A 17,133-nucleotide genomic window follows, 5' to 3' on the forward strand; every position below is an offset into this window, starting at 1 on the left:
GGAAGGGGATAGTGGTTATATACGGAATTAAAAGACTAGTAAATTCAATAATCAGAAGGGAAAATGCAAGTAAAAATGGAATTCTTTTATGTAGCCGACAAAATAAAGGGGAGAACTTGCTTTGAGTAAATCATTTATTGACCAAGTACATTATATTCGAATTCCTGTAAGACATCTGGAATTGTCTGCACAATGGTATAGAGATGTATTAGGGCTCCAATTACTAGACAATACCCAGGAAAGAGCAATTTTAAAGATAAATGAAGGACCTTTCTTACTGATTTTAGTTCCTACTGGAGATGAAACATTTTCACATTTTACAATCGATAATAAACAAGAATTCAGCATTGGCTTTACCAGTCCTGAACTATCCAAATTTCATCAACACTTAATTGATCATCAAGTTAAGGTAGAGGAGATCAAAGAAGATAATGGTCATGCCTTTTTCCATTTTTATGATCCAAATGGTAATAAACTTCAAGTTCACTGGTGACTTTAAATTATGCAATAAGTTAGATAGGTAAGAACTAAAAAAGCAAGCCATACGATAAACGTAGGCTTACTTTATAATGGCTTTAATGCTTTTGTCTGTTCAATGTAAATAAAGGCATCATATCTTGAACCGACGTTGGACGGAACATAATTTCCGTACGCTTCATATTCAGGGTGATAGATGACACCAATTGCTCGATGCCCAATCCGGTCATTGAATAATTCCCGATTTTCATCAGTGAAAATCAATACCTTATCTTGCCCTCCAGCTGCATGGAGCTGTCCTTCCCATGTGTTGAGTTTGGAAGAGGGAACTGGGATTACTTGTAGAGGATCTCCCCAGCTGTCAGCAGCGATGACCGTTCCTTCATATGTTCCGAATCCGATGGCATAAGTATTGTCCTTTCCATACTGTTCACGGATAAGTTGACCGACATTGATCATTTGATCTTCTTTCATACTTGTGGCGGAAGCGTCCCCAATATGCGTATTATGTTCCCAAATAATGATTTTGGCATCTTCACCGTGGTACTTCAATAATTCGTTGATCGCTTCCACCATATGCGAATCGCGTGTATTCCATGAGATGGCATCTTGCATCATTTCACGGTAATATGTTTCGGCGTTCTTGGCGACAAGCGCATTCATCATGACATTTAAATCTGCTTCATGTTTGTTCGAGTACTGTTCCTTATTATTTCGTAGCGACCTCAATAAATCAGTGACTTCACGGACACATTCATCCGTAAATTGAGCAGTGGATAGAGCATAGTGCTCTGGCATTCTGTTGTAAGGCTCAAAGCAGGAAAATGCTTTCTTTGCATGTTCAAAATCTGCTTTGTACTTAGGGTTTTTAGATAAAAAGTGTATCACTTCATCCATCGATTCAAAGAGACTGTATAAATCAATGCCATAAAATCCGACTTTAGTGCTCAAAGCATTATTTTTATCTTTTAGCCACTCTACAAATTGTTCTACTTCTTCATTTGCCCACATCCATTGTGGCCACCGATTAAAAGATTCCTTCAAAATTGCAGCAGCATTTGCATTATCCTCTTCATAACCTTTTACGTAGCGGTTCACTGCCTGTGCAGACGGCCAGTCTCCTTCCACCGCGACAATATTGAAACCTTTTTGATTGATCAGCAATTTCGTTATCTCGGCGCGGACTGTATAAAACTCCGATGTACCATGCGAAGCTTCCCCGATCATCACAATTTTGGCATTTCCAATCGACTCGACAATTTTATTTAAACTTTGTTTGTTAAAGGGAATTGCATGCTCTTTTATTGCAGCTACCAGTTTTCTTGGCATGTTTTATTCGCTCCTTTCATACAACGTTATCATTCCCGTGTTACTCATATGAATACCCTGCTGCGTGTAATTTACTCTGGAACAAAGATGAAAAAACAGTTTATTGTTAAATTATTATGTATAAAAGTAAATTTAAGTGGTGATACTATTAGTGATGGTCGGTTAGCCATCGAATGATTTGGCGCATGATTCTTCGGAATCTTATGCGCCTTTAATTTTGCCCATTTTTACTTAAAGTAGCCAATCTTAATCTTTTTATAACTTTTAGGTTAGTTATTTTGTACTTTAGGGAAGTATGTAATATGATAGTTTTATACTAAACGTTGTAGGGAGAATGACATAATGAGCATTTATAATTATTTAGTAAAAAAAACAAATGGTGAGATCCTTTCGATGGAAACTTATCGAGATCAAGTAATGTTGATTGTGAATACGGCAAGCGGTTGCGGATTTACATTTCAATATGAAGACATGCAAAAGCTATATGAACGCTATGCAGATAAAGGGTTCACAGTTCTTTCATTTCCATGCAACCAATTTGGCGAGCAGAATCCGGAAGACGGGGAAACGTCCGCAAGACAATGCAAGCTACAGTTCGGTGTTACATATCCAGTGTTTGATAAAATCAATGTGAATGGCAACGAAACACATCCGCTATTCAATTATTTAAAACACGAAGTTGATTGTCCAGAATTTGTTCGTGAGACAATGCAGCAAAAACATTTATACAATACAATTCAAACAAACTATCCGGATTATTTAATCGGCCGCAATATTCGCTGGAACTTCACGAAGTTCCTTGTAGACCGTAATGGACATGTCATCCAACGTTTTGAGCCGGATGCTTCATTCCTAGATATCGAGAAGGCAATCGAAGAGTTGTTAATAACGGCAGCAGTAAAATAAAATGAAACGATTTAAAGCCCATTTCTTCGTTGGAAATGGGCTTTAATTTATGCATTTTTCTTTGTTCTTGTAGTAGTTGTTCGCTTTCTCGTTTTCGGCTTCTTCGTTTTATCAAGGGATGCTTGCAATGCGGACATTAAATCGGTCACATTATCAGGCAACGGTCGTTTTTCGTTTGCGACAACAGTACTTTCCGCTTTCTTTTCCTCGATCAGCTGCATAAGTGCCGTCCGGTAATCATCCGTGTATTTGGTCGGATCGAACTCGGTTGTCAATTGTTCAACAAGCATAAGGGCTGTATCAAGTTCCTTTTGCACGACTGCTTCAACACTCGGTATATTCGGAACATCCCCGACATCTCGGACTTCATCCGGGAAATGAATGATTTCCATCACTAATGTGTTTTTATAAACACGGACAATGGCCAGTTGCTCTTTCGATCGAATCGTAATTTTAGCCACACCGATTTTACCGGATTCCTCCAACGTTTTTCGTAATAGGACATATGCTTTTCCGCCCGTATTGTCAGGGGATAAATAGTACGTTTTTTCAAAATAGATCGGGTCAATTTCTTCCAGCTTCACAAAGTCTATAATCTCTACTGATTTATCTTCATTTTCTTTGCGCAAGTTTTCCAGGTCCTCTTCATCCAAAACGACGAATTTGTTCTTCGTATACTCGTACGCCTTTACGATATCTTCGTCTTTTACCTCTGCTTGACATCCTTCACACACCTTTTTGTAGCTGATTGGTGTATGACATTCCTTATGGAGCTGGCGAAGTTTAACATCTTTATTTTCAGTTGCCGCATGAAGTTTTACAGGAATATTTACTAAGCCAAAACTAATACTACCTTTCCAGACAGTATGCATGTTGTCACCTCATTTTTCCTTACTATGGGACTAAAAATTTAATTTATGTATTGTCTTTGAAAAAATAACAAAGGATAAATAGTAAAACGAAAGTTGGCCTTTATGTGAAACCAATGTTATTAACCGATGCACCGGAAATTCCATTAGGTGATGACTGGTTATACGAAACTAAATATGACGGTTATCGTTCTGTTTTAACTTGGGAAAAAGGTAATCAATCACCAATACTGAAAAGTCGAAATGGAAACATTTTAAATGAAAAATTCCCTGAAATTATTTGTTACTGTGAAAGTATTTATGACAAAATCAAAGCTTATTTACCGCTTGCCTTTGATGGGGAAGTCGTTTACTTAATAAACAACTTTCAAAGTAAATTCTCATTTGTACAAAAGCGGGGAAAAATGACGAACCTAAAAAATATTGAATCGAATGCAGATACATTCCCCTGTCATTATATTGTGTTTGATTTCCTGAAACTAAAAGGGAAAGATAAGGGAAATAGTCGGTTAACAACAAGAAAACAATTACTATCCGATCTTTTTGAACGTCTTAATTTAGCTGGAACGGTTCAATATAGCGATTCAAGAAGACTGCAAATGATCGATGTATTTGAAGATCCGCATTTACTTTGGCAAACAGTAAAGTCCCATAATGGGGAAGGAGTTATCGCTAAGAAGCGCAACAGCAAATGGCTGGAAGATACGAGAACGAAAAGCTGGCTGAAAATAAAAAACTGGAAGCATGTAAATGTCATTCTTACAAAATTTGATCAGTCAAACGGTTTCTTAAATGGTGCAATTTATAAAGAAGATATGCTTATGGAAATTGTGTCGTTTAAACATGGTTTATCTGAAGAAGAAAGCAAAACATTGATCGCCTTTTTTAAAACAAATGGAACACTGGTGGCGAAAAGTATATTTGAAATTCCTCCTTCAATTTGCGTTACCGTTGTCTGTATTGATTTTGACGGCAGTAAATTGAGAGAACCGCGCTTTCATTCTTTCCAGCATCATCTGGAGGTTTCAGATTGTAACTGGCACCAAATGCAAAGACAGTTAAACCCGATTCCGGAAAATGTAACAGTCACAAGTCCGGATAAACCGGTATTTCCTGCAACCAATATTACAAAGGATGATTACTTATATTATTTGCAGACGGTTGCCCCGATGATGCTGCCTTTTCTGCAAGACCGGCTATTGACAGTCATCCGTTATCCGCACGGGGTTCCCGGAGAAAGCTTTTACCAGAAAAACTATCCCGATAAATTGCCGGGTTTTATGACGACAAAGTTAGTGGACGACACCCATTTTATTTTATGTAATAATATTGAGTCCCTATTGTGGTTGGGCAATCAGCTCGCATTGGAATTTCATATTCCATTTCAGCCGGTTACTACAGAACAGCCGACAGAAATTGTCTTTGATTTGGATCCACCATCTGTTAATGAATTTGGAATGGCGGTAGATGCTGCATTGAAGTTCAAATCGATTTTGGATTATTTTGACCTGACAAGCTTTGTCAAAACGTCAGGCGGTAAAGGTATGCAAATTTATATTCCATTGCCGCCTCGCAAGTTCTCCTATGAAGAAACGGGTGTATTTACGGAGTTTATATGCCGATTCCTCGTTCAGCAATATCCTGATTCGTTCACAATCGAGCGGATGAAGAAAAACAGAGGAAAGAGGCTCTATTTGGATTATGTCCAGCATAGGGAAGGGAAAACGATTGTTGCACCCTATTCAGCACGCGGCAATAATAAAGGATTAATCGCCACACCGTTGTTATGGGAAGAAGTAAATGAAAAATTAACGCCCGATTTTTTCACGATACCGAATGTAATGGCGCGTTTAAATAGCATAGGCAATCCCTTTAAAGATTTTAGGCAAGCGGGTGAGCGGCAGCCATTCCGAACAGTTCTTGATCAAATAAAGGGGTAGTAAGTGTAGTTGGCAAGCATTCAACTTAAAAAAGCCTTCCGCAAGTAATGCGAAGGCTTTTTTACATTAAGAAGGATTAATTACAATTGGGGCGTCCTCATGATGAGCTTGATGACTCGGGGATAAATCATAAGCAATCAAAGTAACATTTAATTTTTGTTCCAGTTTCTTAATTTCTCCGATTTTATCGCGATCCAAATCGGCAAATTTCGTTTCTTCCACAAAAGTCACATCCTTTTTAAAGTATAGAGTTAGTATGAAAATTTATTTTATATTTATCCATACTGTATGGTATTAGAAAATTGACGGAGACAAATAAAAAAGAGAGATAAAATTATCTCTCAAGAATTAATAGCATTGTAGTTTAATGGATGAAGAATATTTGTAAATACATCTTTTTTTACAATAAAGTATGTTTTCTTATTATATGTAACAACTACTTGCCCTGGTTTAACAAATACTTTCGCTGTTTTTAAATTTGCATATGGCACACCTAATAATTTTTTAATGTTCATGATAATTACCCCTTTTTAAGTTTCTATTTTTGTTATTCCCAATATAATAATAGTTTAAAACTATTTCAGAAAACTTTATAAGGTTTACGTATGAATTAAAACTTTCGTCCCAATAGGCGTTCTAGATGATAGTTCTAGAACATCGTGATTAAACATTCTAATACATCCATGTGAGCGGTTCTTACCAATAGAAGACGGGTTATTCGTTCCGTGTATACCATAATGAGGTTGAGACAATCCCATCCAAAGCACGCCGAATGGTGCAGGAGGATTAAGTTGTTTATTGATAATGGTATAAGTTCCAGAAGGTGTTGGAGTCAATATTTTTCCAACTGCAATTGGGTAAACTTTTATAAGTTTATTGTCATCCATTAGCTTTAATTGATGTTCTAAAGTGGATATGTCAATCCATATCGCCATGAAGATCAACTCCATTTTTTAAATATAATATGAAGCAATATAGATAACGATTAATTAGAAGGAAGGAACCAAATATTTCACCTTTTTCTTTGGTAAATACAACAAAAAAAGACTTGAGCGACCACTCAAGTCCAAAAAATGACCACTTATAATAATATATGTTTCTTAACTGCAGTTAATGACTATTTCAAATTTTATTTTTGTGTCTTAACAACCGGAATATAAATATCACAAACTTTTCCTTCATCAAGCATACAACGGTCATCGTACAATTCAAAATCGTTACAACCAGGTGCGTACTCGTAACCAGACTTAGGGAACCATTCATTAAAAATATAATTCCATGTGCCTTGAATAGCAGCTACAAAGTTTGAGGCATCAGAAGGGGGTGTTGAAAAGACAGCATACGTTGCGGGAGATACTTCACGAACATGGTATTCGCCAGCAATTTCAGCACCGTCTTTTGGTTCGACCCCGATTACATATTCAAATTCTCCGGTTATCGGATCTTCCGGGAAGCATACACCGTATTCATCGTGCTTTTTAATAAAGTTTTCCGAATGAAGTTTTTCCATTCTTCCGCCACTTATATAGTCGTCCCAAAAAGCCGGGATGGCAGTTGAGTTTTCGCCGCCAGTTGACGTCGTTTTAATGGCATAACCAGCTAGTTTAATAGCAGGCAGTGTGACAAATTTAGGTTCCATAACAATTCCTCCAATAAAGTATTTGTACGTGCAGGCAAGGCTTGGCGGAAACGGACGATTACTGTGCGCATGCAGACGGTAAGTTCCTGGTGAACAGCCGTAATGACGCCGAAAAGCTTTACTGAATCCAGAGTGTGTTTCAAACCCATATTCTATCGAAATATCGAGAATCCGCTTGCCCGAAGAAAGTTCATGTGCGGCAAACGCAAGTCGGCGGTTCCGGACATAGTTCATCACCGAATATCCGGTACCCCATTGGAATACTCGGCTGAAATGCCATGTTGAATAGCCCGCTTGTGCAGCCAAAATATCCGGACTAATATTTTCAGTAATATTCTCGTCAATAAACTCTAAAATTATCTGTAAAGTTTCTCTTGTGTCCATTTAAATTCCCCCAGCTGTAAAGTGATTCGTACAGTAAAATCAGTATACCAGAGCTCTGGAGGAAAACTGTTCCAAAATTGCTGTATTTGGAAATTGAAAGAAAAAGTAAAGAAGCGTGATGATATTGGATTACTGGTTTAGTTTAAACACTTCATCAATTACCCTATTAAAAACAGAATATCGATTCATTATCCTTACAACTCATTCACTTTAGCGCTATAATACCTCTAGAGGTGAAGAGAATGTTTATTTCAGAAACAAAAGTAGAAGTACGCTATGCCGAGACAGATCAGATGGGTGTTGTGTATCATGCCAATTACATCATTTGGTGCGAAATCGGGCGTACGCAAATTGTGAAGGATCTAGGGTTTAACTATGCGAAGCTTGAAGAAGACGGCTATTTATCGCCTGTTATGGATTTCTCGATTCAATATAAAGCGGCAATGCGCTATGGACAAACGGCTACGGTTCGCACATGGATTGAGGAACATACGAAGCTGCGCACTACATACGGCTATGAAATTCTGCATGAAGACGGCACCGTTGCAGTAACGGCGAAGTCTCAACATATTTTAGTGAAAAAGGAAAACTTCCGTCCGGTCGCTTTGAAAAAAATTGACGCGGCATGGGATGCCAAATATGCGGAAGTTGCGAAAATTCAAAGTTAATCGACATGTCCTGTTAAATTGATAACAGGGCATTTTTTCTTTAACGAACTGACGAATATTGTTATAATCATATACGACCAAACGGAACTGTATATAAAAAAACTATGAGGGAGGTGTGTTCATGGCACCAAAAACAATCGCAAATATTCAAACCCGCTGTCATATTTTATTGACTAATACGGCACGTGATGCGATGAAGGAGCATGTTCCAGATGAACACGCCTTTTTTAATTTACAGCAATATTTCATTGTCGCGATTGAAAAAGTATCGGTCGATGCAGAGCAAACACATCTGAGCATCTTTTTCGATAATGATAAAAACGTAAAACTAAAAAACAAGTTTGAAGAACGTGTCGTCATCATGGACTGTGTATTTGACCGGAAAAACGGTCTTGTGGCGAAAAGCTTTCGAACACGCGGCAAAGGGACACCGGTTGTCACAAATCGCCGCGCCACAATGAAAATCCATTTCGTTGCATCCCGTATTAGCGGCCATACATACCAGGAGCCGTTCCTAAAAGCCATTGATGAACTGCCGATTGCACAGGAACGCTTTGACTATGTCAATAAGCGGATCAGCAGCTGGGAAGGCTATTTAAAAGTGTTAAACAAAAATGCGGATATTGAAGATATTCATGCCCGTTTTTCAAGTGTCACGTTCGATGCCGATTTTTCTCATATGACCGTTCGCATTAACAACCTCGATAAAAAGCAGTGGAAACAGCTGGAGGGCCTTAGTGCGCGTTTGCGCGGCTATGTTCAGGAAATTGGGGATGTTGCTAAAATCCGCCGCAACGAAAATACCGTTGAAATTGCATTAAAACCGTATTACAGCAATTTAGCGCGGAGAAATGAGCTTCAGTTCCAATCAGAAGATATCGAATTCTCCAATGCTGCGACGAAATCACAGCTAAAACGCCTGTTAAAAGGATTTGAGCGGTTAAAAGAAGGATTGGCCGCAAATGCGAACCTTGAAACGATTTTATTTGAAGATAAACCTGTCATCGCCGAGCGCAGAAAAACGGTTCCTCTCGATTTCCATAACCGGCTGAATCCGTATCAGCAGCAGGCAGTCGAAGGGGCGATGAGTTCCGAAGATCTTTATGTCATCCAAGGTCCGCCGGGTACTGGTAAAACGACGGTAATTTCGGAAATTTGCTATCAAAATGCAAAAGCAGGTTTGAAAACACTTGTTGCTTCCCAATCAAACTTAGCGGTAGACAATGCATTAAGCCGGCTTTTATCGAACAAAGATATCCGGATCTTGCGTTACGGCCGTACAGAAAGCATTGAAGAAGAAGGGAAAAAGTTCATTGAAGAAAATGTTGCGTCGTATTGGCAGGAGCAGACATTTGAAGCAATCGGGCATGAAATTTCGCTCCATGAAAGAAAAGAACAGCTATTAAATGATGAAATCAATGAAGCTCAAAATGGGATCGCCGCGCTTGAGCAAAAACAAAAAGAGCTTGAACTGCAAATTGAACAAAAAGAATCGGCAAAAGCAGAATTGCATGTTTTGGCCGAAAAGATTCTGGCATTAAAAAAAGAATTGACCGAATGCAAAAAAGAACTGGAAGACAATGAACGCAAACTGGAAAAACTGCAGGCAACACAAAGCACAGTAGCCGAAACCGTAGCGAATTTTGAACAGCAGGTAAAAGACGGATTAACTGTCGAGCAATTGACAGAACAAGCACAACAGTTGAAAGAAGCGAGAGAAAACTTCCAGCAGCAACTAACGCAAAGTCACTATAAAGCCCAACTGGATCAATTCCAGCAGCGTTTTGATGCTGTTAAAACGAAAATTGAAAAGGCCAATGAAACGTCACAGTATGATCTGCTTGTAGATAAAATTGCTTCGTTGAAAAAAGTATACGAAATTGAAGCGTTCATGAGTGAATACAATATTCGCCGAAACTATGCAATGGACCGTTTACTTACAGCGCTGGATCGAATTCAGCCGCAAATGGAGCAGTATAAGCCAATCAAAGATGTGAAAGAACGTCTGGAAAAGGCATTGCACTACAGCGAAACGGCGTTAGGGATCCATGTAACGCCGGACAGGCTGGATATGGGGCATCATTATACGCTGGAAGAAATTCAGGAGTTTTTGACGAAGCTGAGTATCGCTTTTAGGGACCGTCGTGTAAATGCTCAAAACGGCACTCGCTCCATCCAGGGGATTCATTTGCGCATGCAATATATCGAGCAGCTGAACAATAAATATATGGATGCGATCCGTGAAACGGTGCTTATTTTCGAGAAGCTGAAAGAGGAGATTATTCTTCAGTTTAAAGAGCAAAATGATGTGAAAGCACTGCAACTTCAGCAGCTGGAAGAAGAGGCAACCACGGTAAAATCCCAAATGGATGCGATCAATGAAAAAATTGATCCATCGGTTACGTTGAACCATTCCGCAGATGAGCTTGAAGAACTACTTGCAACAAATGAACTGGATCAGATGAAAACCGAAACACAACGCCAAAACCGTGAAAAGGTTGAGCTGCAACTGAACAAAAAAGCGGAAGAACTGGCAGTGTTAGATGAACAGATTGCCCTTGGTACTGAGTCTGTCGAACAGTTAACAGTTCGCTTTAAAGGAATCAACAGCGAAGGCGTCCAGCTTGAAAAACGCCGGACAGAACTCGAACAGCTGACAAAACTGAACCCAGAGCAGGCAATCATTGAAGTAAACGAAAAGATCGGGCTACTTACAGAAAAGATCGAGACGCTTGAAGTAAAAATCAGTTTGCTTCCGGTAACGGCAGAACTCCAAAAAGAATGGCACGGTTTACTGAAAAATGCCAATGCCCATGACTTGGACGAAATCCGCAAATTGTATGTGAAACATGCCAATGTGATCGGGACAACTTGTGTTGCATCGGCAAATAAAGAGTTTATGGACAACTATCCGACTTTTGATGTCGTAATTATTGATGAAGTTTCGAAAGCAACACCACCGGAACTGTTACTGCCGATGTTAAAAGGCGCAAAAATCATATTAGTTGGAGACCATCACCAGTTGCCGCCGCTTGTAGGCGATGCGACATTTGAAGAGACATTGGAGCAAGTTGTGAAAGAAAGTACAACATTTGAAGAAAAACGGGAGCTTGAAAAGTTACTGGAAGAATCATTGTTCGAGCGTCTTTATAACAATTTGCCATCGCAAAACAAAACGATGCTCGCACTCCAATATCGTATGCATAAAAATATTATGTCAACTATCACACCGTTTTACGAAAATGAATCCGAACAGCTGCAATGTGGTTTAGACGATTCAGATGCCGTACGTGATCATTTCCTTGAAACATCAAAAATTACACGAAATCACCATTTACTATGGCTTGATATTCCGAATGCCAAGCCGTATTTTGAAGAGCGTATGAAAGAAGGTTCGAGTTTATTCAATTTAGCGGAGCTGGAGCAGATTAAACAGCAGCTGCTTGAATTAAATGCCGCAACAGAACAGGCGAAAGCACAAGGGCTGATTGCTCAAGACGCATTAAAATCGGTGGGCGTTATTTCATTCTACGCGGAGCAGGTGAAACGCATCAATCGTCTGATCGAACAGGAAATCAGTGTACCGCATTTACACATCCGTACAGGATCTGTTGATAAATTCCAAGGGATGGAGATGGATGTGATTATCGTCAGCATGGTGCGGAATCATGACAATGAGCGCGGAGAAATCGGGTTTGCGAAAGATTACCGACGCCTGAATGTTGCCTTATCCCGCGCACGGGAACTGCTCATTATGGTCGGCAGTACCGAAATGTTTACAAAGCGTCCAAAGAGCGCGAAAACACGGGATATGTATGCACATGTATTAACGACAGTAAAAGAGCAGGACGGCTATTTTGCTGTGTAAAAACAGGGGGATTGGATTGAATGGATTTACAAAGTACAGTTACACAGCTGCAGAAAGAACTCATCCAAAACCCGTCCATTGAAATCAAAAAGCAAATGCAATACGCCATTCCAATTCACACATTGGAAGTGAAATATCACCCGGTAATGCGTAATGCCATGGATATTTTAATGAAGATGATGCTCATTTCATTTGAGAAGGCGAAGCTTAATAATGTGGAGCTTTTAGCCGAAATTTTATTGGTGGAACCGTTATTTATTCATGATTTGACGAATAAAATGTTACGACTGGGCATGATTGTGAAGGAACAGGAATTTGCACTAACTGCTAAAGGGAAAACACAGCTGGAATCGGGCATTTTTGAAGAGGAACTTGAAGAAACAAGTTATTTTGTTCAATACAGCCCGATTCATGAACGGCCATTGGTAGGTGATCTGGAAGAATTTGCAGATTTGGAAGAGTTTCCGGAGCCTTTCCCGACAATCGAAACAGAAGAAATCGAAGCGATTGAAGAGACGGTGCTGATTGAGTTCATTCAACAGCAACTTTCCGAACAACCGGTGGCGGAAGATGAAGTACCGCACTATATAACAAGTGTTGTTTCAACGGAATCGCTCCAGATAAATGATATACCGGTGATATGTTTTTTATTGTTTGATCAAAAAGAAAACAGGCATTTTGTACGGGTATACAATACATTGACACGTGTTTGGGATGAGCGACTGGAGACAATCTTATTTACTATAGAAAAAGAGCGGCTGCAGGAAGAGTAAAATAATATTTTTGGAATTATTGCAAAATTACAAAGTACATGATACACTAATGACAATTTAATAGTCTTATCAAGAGAAGCGGAGGGAACTTGGCCCTATGATGCTTCAGCAACCTCTAGTCCAACTAGAAAGGTGCTACTTCCAGCAAGGTGTTGACCTTGGCAGATAAGAACGGGTATAAGCCCCTCTCAATTCTGTTTTGCTGGAGTGAGAGGGGCTTTTTATATTGTTCTGGAACGGTTCGTTTCGCTCGTAAAACAATGCATTGCCTGAACACGACAGATTATTAAAAGTTTATTGAAAAAGTTTATGAGGGGGAAAGTGGAATGCCGATTAATATTCCAAAACATTTACCGGCGGGTGAGCTGCTTAGAAAAGAGAAGATTTTCGTCATGGAGGAAGACCGTGCGAAAACACAACAAATTCGACCGTTAAATATTTTAGTGTTTAATTTAATGCCTGAAAAAGAGAAAACCGAACTGCAATTGCTGCGCTTACTCGGTAATACACCATTACAGGTAGATGTGACATTTTTAAACACGGCTACATACGAATCAAAAAATGTTTCCAAATCGCATTTAGATACTTTTTACCGGACGTTTGATCAAGTGAAGCACCGTCGTTTTGATGGACTTATTATTACAGGAGCGCCAGTAGAGAAAATGGATTTTGAAGATGTAGGCTACTGGAATGAAATTACGCATGTTATGGACTGGGCAAATGAACATGTCACTTCGATCATGTATATATGTTGGGGCGCCCAAGCTGCCTTGTATCACCATTTTGGCATCGGAAAATTCGAATTGCCGAAAAAATGCTCCGGTGTTTATTCCCATGTGATCACGGATTTAACAGTAGATTTAGTGCGGGGCTTTAGTGATGAGTATGTGGCACCGCATTCACGCCATACATCGGTTTCGATTGATGAAGTGCGTGCCCATCCTGACTTGCGCTTACTAAGCTACTCGGATGATGCAGGCGTGTTTATCGTTCAATCGAAAAACAATAAACATATTATGATTACAGGGCATCTGGAATATGATGCAACGACATTATCGGATGAGTACTTCCGCGATATAGAGAAGGATCCGGACAATACGGAAATTCCGGTCAACTATTTCCCAAATAATGACCCGCTGCAGGCACCGAAAAATGTTTGGCGTGCCCATTCACATCTGTTGTTCTACAACTGGCTGAACTACTACGTATACCAAGAAACGCCGTATGAATGGCATTACGTCGATGAAAATATTGAATATCATATTTAATGCTTATATATTTAAAACTGTAACTTAACCCAAAAAGCTATTTTTCTCTAGGAGAAAAATAGCTTTTTTTGCTGAACGTTAAAAATTGATTTCCATTCCGGGTCGGACGCTTTCCGCGGGCGTGGCCTGAGCCTGTAGTCTCAGGCGTCACGCTATTCCCGCTGGAGTCGCCTCCCCTCCATTCCAATCAATTTTATAAATATCGGTTTCTAATAAAGAATTTTCTTCTTATTCAACGATATACTTTTACTTAGCATCCAACTTCTTTATTTAATTGCGACCCAGGCACGTTCGCGTTCAATCTGCAAACTGATTTCCCGCCCGAAGAAATCGCTTAATAATTCGTCTGTTAAAACAACTTCGCGTGCATTGGCTTCGACATTTTTTCCGTCTTTCATTAAAAGCACATGGCTAAAACAAGGCAAAATTTCTTCTACATGGTGCGTAACATAAATAAGGGTAGGGCCGTTTTCTGCTTCAGCAATCTGTTCAATCGTTTGGAGCAAGTTCTCCCGTTCGATTAAGTCCAGACCGCCACACGGCTCATCCAATATTAAAATTTCCGGATCTGCCATAATGGCCCTTGCTATTTGGACACGCTGACGTTCACCTTGTGACAAATGCTCGAATGATTTATTCGCTAAATGGTCACAGTGAAAATGCTTCATTATAGAAACCGCATGATCAATTTCTTCTTCCGTCACATCATTAAATAGGCGAAGGGCACCAAATTTGCCGCTGAGCACGATTTCAATCGCGTTATCCTGCCAGTTGAAATTATCGATCATCGCATTGCTGACCCAGCCGATCCGCGTCCGCAGTTTCGGTATATACGTCTTGCCATATGTTTCACCCAGTACTTGGACTTTACCTTCATTTGGCCAAATATAGCCGTTAATTACTTTCAGCAACGTTGTTTTGCCGGAGCCGTTTAACCCTAAAATGGCCCAATGCTGCCCCTTTTGTACATGCCAGCTTAAATCGTTTAAAATCTGTTTGTCATTGCGATATAAATGGATATTTTCAATATGTATCATTTAAAAACACCTCCACTTACTACTATGCACTTTTTTCCATTGTCGCGAAAGTATTTTTTGAAAATTGTAATAATTTAAATGTAAAAAAAAGAAAGCAAACGCATAATGTTTGCTCTCCTCATTATTTATATAACAACACTTTCGACACCTGCTGCGCGGTGGAACAGCTTTCCGTTCCATTTGAGCGCCCATTGTACGACAGGCCCTAAGCCGAACGCCATAAATACCGTACCGACTCCGACTGGTCCGCCCAATACAAAACCTAGTACAGCAACCGTTACTTCCATTGTCGTACGTGCACGGTTGACACTCCAACCAAGACGATGCACGAACAACAGCATTAACGTATCACGAGGTCCTACACCAAGGTTTGCGACCATATACATCCCGCAGCCGAAGCCCAGCAGGACAACGCCAACAACAAACGCCAATGTTTGTTCTAACAGCGTATTCGCATCCGGTAATACAATCAAAAATATATCAATAAATATCCCTGTCAGGAACATGTCCAAATAAGTTCCGACTTTCGGCAATCTTTTCGTGAAAAACGTATCGACAGCCAGAATGAGCAAGCCTAAAATAATAGACCACATACCGACCGTTAAGCCAAAGTTTTTTTGTAGTCCGATATGGAGGACATCCCATGACCCAACGCCAAGTATTTGTCCTTTAATCGTCAATGCGACGCCTAATGATAAAACAATGATGCCTGCAATAAAAAATACGCAGCGCCAATAAAATTCCTGTTTCACTTTCACATGTAATCCCTCATCAATCCTCGATATAATCCTTACTCATTATAACGATTGAATCGGCAAAAATGGATTTACAATAAATTCGAAACATTTGAACTTTTTGAGCGGCAAATTGTTCGTATCAGGAAGCGGAAACAGGGCATTTATTTTTCATACGAATAAGTTAATTCATCGGATGAATCGGCGACATCTACAACTAAATGATGTTCATTAAAAAACCATTCATCGGATTTTTCGATGTAGTAATGAATATCTTCCACAACCGTTTCAATACCTATTTCATGCGGCTGCTCCCGTGTCATCCCTAACGAAAACCCTTCATGAAAAGGTGAAGAACCTCCATATCGTGCATAAAAGCGAATAAAATCGCCTTTTTCTACTTCCATCTCTTGTTTAAACCAATTGAGTGCTTTTTCTGATAGTCTGATTTCCATATATTTCACCTCTACTGCCATTATGCAGTAAATAAAAAAAACTTACAAAGCTCGCGTTCTAAATTTTAGGTACAAAAAAAGACTGAAAGGAAACCCCTTCAGTCAATCGTTTAAAATCCTTTAATTTTCGGTTCAGTACCGGCTTTGATCCGCTTAATATTTTCACGGTGACGGTAAAAAATGAAGCCAGCCAGAACGACAACTAAAATGAATAATGCATATTCACCTGTTATCATCCAATGACCAATTACATAAATAACCGCTGCAGCGGATACAATCATAGATGACAAGCTGACCATCTTAGTTAACTTTAAGGCGATGACAAATACGATGATTAAGATTAAAAATAACGGTAAATTATAGCCTAAAATAACGCCGCCGCTCGTAGCAACCGCTTTTCCTCCACGGAAACTAGCGAAGATTGGGAACATATGGCCCGCAGCCGCGATGACACCTAAGATTAAAGGATGGACAGTGCTGTCTGCGAAAAACGGCAATAACGGAAGCAATACCGCAGCCGTTCCTTTCAATATATCAATAAGCAATACGGCGATGCCCGGTTTTTTGCCTAATACTCTAAATGTATTGGTCGTTCCTAAATTGCCGCTGCCTTGTTGTCGAATATCCGTTTTGTAAAAAATTTTGCCAATCCATAAAGCTGATGGAATGGAACCGATTAAATAAGCACAAATAATAATTAACGCGTTGATCAAGTGTTGTGCTCCTTTCGAATTCAGAATTACTACTTGGTACTAATAGTATGTATTGAATATTTTACAATGTTTT

Annotated in this window: 17 protein-coding genes and 1 riboswitch; of the genes, 7 read left to right on the forward strand and 10 right to left on the reverse strand. The window is 39.5% G+C overall.

Annotated features, from left to right (window positions below; translation table 11 throughout):
* Positions 1 to 121 precede the first annotated feature (121 nt).
* Positions 122 to 493 carry a VOC family protein gene (locus B5473_RS15320; protein WP_079526676.1) on the forward strand — a complete coding sequence of 124 codons (372 nt, stop codon included), beginning with the start codon at positions 122 to 124 and terminating at the stop codon, positions 491 to 493.
* A 71-nt stretch (positions 494 to 564) separates the two neighbouring features.
* Here the strand turns inward: B5473_RS15320 and B5473_RS15325 are convergent, their stop codons facing one another.
* Positions 565 to 1,806 carry an erythromycin esterase family protein gene (locus B5473_RS15325; RefSeq protein ID WP_079526678.1) on the reverse strand — a complete coding sequence of 414 codons (1,242 nt, stop codon included), beginning with the start codon at positions 1,804 to 1,806 and terminating at the stop codon, positions 565 to 567.
* Between the two features lie 342 nt (positions 1,807 to 2,148).
* Here B5473_RS15325 and B5473_RS15330 point away from each other — a divergent pair, with 342 nt between their 5' ends.
* Positions 2,149 to 2,712, forward strand: coding sequence for a glutathione peroxidase (locus B5473_RS15330; RefSeq protein ID WP_079526680.1), 564 nt, complete (start codon positions 2,149 to 2,151; stop codon positions 2,710 to 2,712).
* A 47-nt stretch (positions 2,713 to 2,759) separates the two neighbouring features.
* Here B5473_RS15330 and B5473_RS15335 read toward each other — a convergent pair whose 3' ends face one another.
* Positions 2,760 to 3,584: a non-homologous end joining protein Ku gene (locus B5473_RS15335; protein WP_079526683.1), complete on the reverse strand. Its 825-nt coding sequence runs from the start codon at positions 3,582 to 3,584 to the stop codon at positions 2,760 to 2,762.
* Between the two features lie 104 nt (positions 3,585 to 3,688).
* Between B5473_RS15335 and B5473_RS15340 the strand changes: the two genes are divergently transcribed.
* Positions 3,689 to 5,521 carry a DNA ligase D gene (locus tag B5473_RS15340; protein ID WP_079526685.1) on the forward strand — a complete coding sequence of 611 codons (1,833 nt, stop codon included), beginning with the start codon at positions 3,689 to 3,691 and terminating at the stop codon, positions 5,519 to 5,521.
* 66 nt (positions 5,522 to 5,587) lie between these two features.
* On the opposite strand, the gene B5473_RS15345 is transcribed toward B5473_RS15340, so the two are convergent.
* The 4 genes from B5473_RS15345 to B5473_RS15355 form a co-directional block, all read right to left on the reverse strand.
* Positions 5,588 to 5,743 (reverse strand): uroporphyrinogen-III decarboxylase, encoded by a 156-nt coding sequence (locus tag B5473_RS15345; RefSeq protein WP_079526687.1) that lies wholly within the window; start codon positions 5,741 to 5,743, stop codon positions 5,588 to 5,590.
* Between the two features lie 119 nt (positions 5,744 to 5,862).
* Complete coding sequence (locus B5473_RS20710; protein WP_176142088.1) at positions 5,863 to 6,036, reverse strand: hypothetical protein; 174 nt, start codon at positions 6,034 to 6,036, stop codon at positions 5,863 to 5,865.
* 84 nt (positions 6,037 to 6,120) lie between these two features.
* Complete coding sequence (locus tag B5473_RS15350; RefSeq protein ID WP_079526689.1) at positions 6,121 to 6,456, reverse strand: L,D-transpeptidase; 336 nt, start codon at positions 6,454 to 6,456, stop codon at positions 6,121 to 6,123.
* 194 nt (positions 6,457 to 6,650) lie between these two features.
* Positions 6,651 to 7,544, reverse strand: coding sequence for an AraC family transcriptional regulator (locus B5473_RS15355; protein WP_079526691.1), 894 nt, complete (start codon positions 7,542 to 7,544; stop codon positions 6,651 to 6,653).
* A 242-nt stretch (positions 7,545 to 7,786) separates the two neighbouring features.
* Here B5473_RS15355 and B5473_RS15360 point away from each other — a divergent pair, with 242 nt between their 5' ends.
* The 4 genes from B5473_RS15360 to metA all read left to right on the forward strand — a co-directional run bounded on the left by B5473_RS15360 (position 7,787) and on the right by metA (position 14,121).
* Positions 7,787 to 8,212 carry an acyl-CoA thioesterase gene (locus tag B5473_RS15360; protein ID WP_079526693.1) on the forward strand — a complete coding sequence of 142 codons (426 nt, stop codon included), beginning with the start codon at positions 7,787 to 7,789 and terminating at the stop codon, positions 8,210 to 8,212.
* Between the two features lie 121 nt (positions 8,213 to 8,333).
* The gene (locus B5473_RS15365; protein WP_079526696.1) at positions 8,334 to 12,080 is read left to right on the forward strand and encodes an AAA domain-containing protein; all 3,747 of its coding nucleotides are present in this window, start codon (positions 8,334 to 8,336) and stop codon (positions 12,078 to 12,080) included.
* A 20-nt stretch (positions 12,081 to 12,100) separates the two neighbouring features.
* Positions 12,101 to 12,853, forward strand: a complete 753-nt coding sequence (locus B5473_RS15370; protein ID WP_079526698.1) for a nucleoside-diphosphate sugar epimerase — start codon at positions 12,101 to 12,103, stop codon at positions 12,851 to 12,853.
* Positions 12,854 to 12,916: 63 nt separating this feature from the next.
* Positions 12,917 to 13,025: riboswitch (SAM riboswitch) on the forward strand.
* Positions 13,026 to 13,179: 154 nt separating this feature from the next.
* Positions 13,180 to 14,121, forward strand: coding sequence for a homoserine O-acetyltransferase MetA (metA, locus tag B5473_RS15375; RefSeq protein WP_079526700.1), 942 nt, complete (start codon positions 13,180 to 13,182; stop codon positions 14,119 to 14,121).
* 266 nt (positions 14,122 to 14,387) lie between these two features.
* On the opposite strand, the gene B5473_RS15380 is transcribed toward metA, so the two are convergent.
* From B5473_RS15380 to plsY, 4 genes are all read right to left on the reverse strand, one after another.
* The gene (locus tag B5473_RS15380; protein WP_079526702.1) at positions 14,388 to 15,158 is read right to left on the reverse strand and encodes an ABC transporter ATP-binding protein; all 771 of its coding nucleotides are present in this window, start codon (positions 15,156 to 15,158) and stop codon (positions 14,388 to 14,390) included.
* Between the two features lie 125 nt (positions 15,159 to 15,283).
* Positions 15,284 to 15,910: a YczE/YyaS/YitT family protein gene (locus tag B5473_RS15385; protein WP_176142129.1), complete on the reverse strand. Its 627-nt coding sequence runs from the start codon at positions 15,908 to 15,910 to the stop codon at positions 15,284 to 15,286.
* A 146-nt stretch (positions 15,911 to 16,056) separates the two neighbouring features.
* Positions 16,057 to 16,347, reverse strand: coding sequence for a HesB/YadR/YfhF family protein (locus tag B5473_RS15390; RefSeq protein WP_079526706.1), 291 nt, complete (start codon positions 16,345 to 16,347; stop codon positions 16,057 to 16,059).
* A gap of 110 nt (positions 16,348 to 16,457) precedes the next feature.
* Positions 16,458 to 17,060, reverse strand: a complete 603-nt coding sequence (plsY, locus tag B5473_RS15395) for a glycerol-3-phosphate 1-O-acyltransferase PlsY (protein ID WP_079526708.1) — start codon at positions 17,058 to 17,060, stop codon at positions 16,458 to 16,460.
* Between the last annotated feature and the right edge of the window lie 73 nt (positions 17,061 to 17,133).

The organism is Solibacillus isronensis, assembly GCF_900168685.1.
Lineage (GTDB): Bacteria > Bacillota > Bacilli > Bacillales_A > Planococcaceae > Solibacillus > Solibacillus isronensis_A.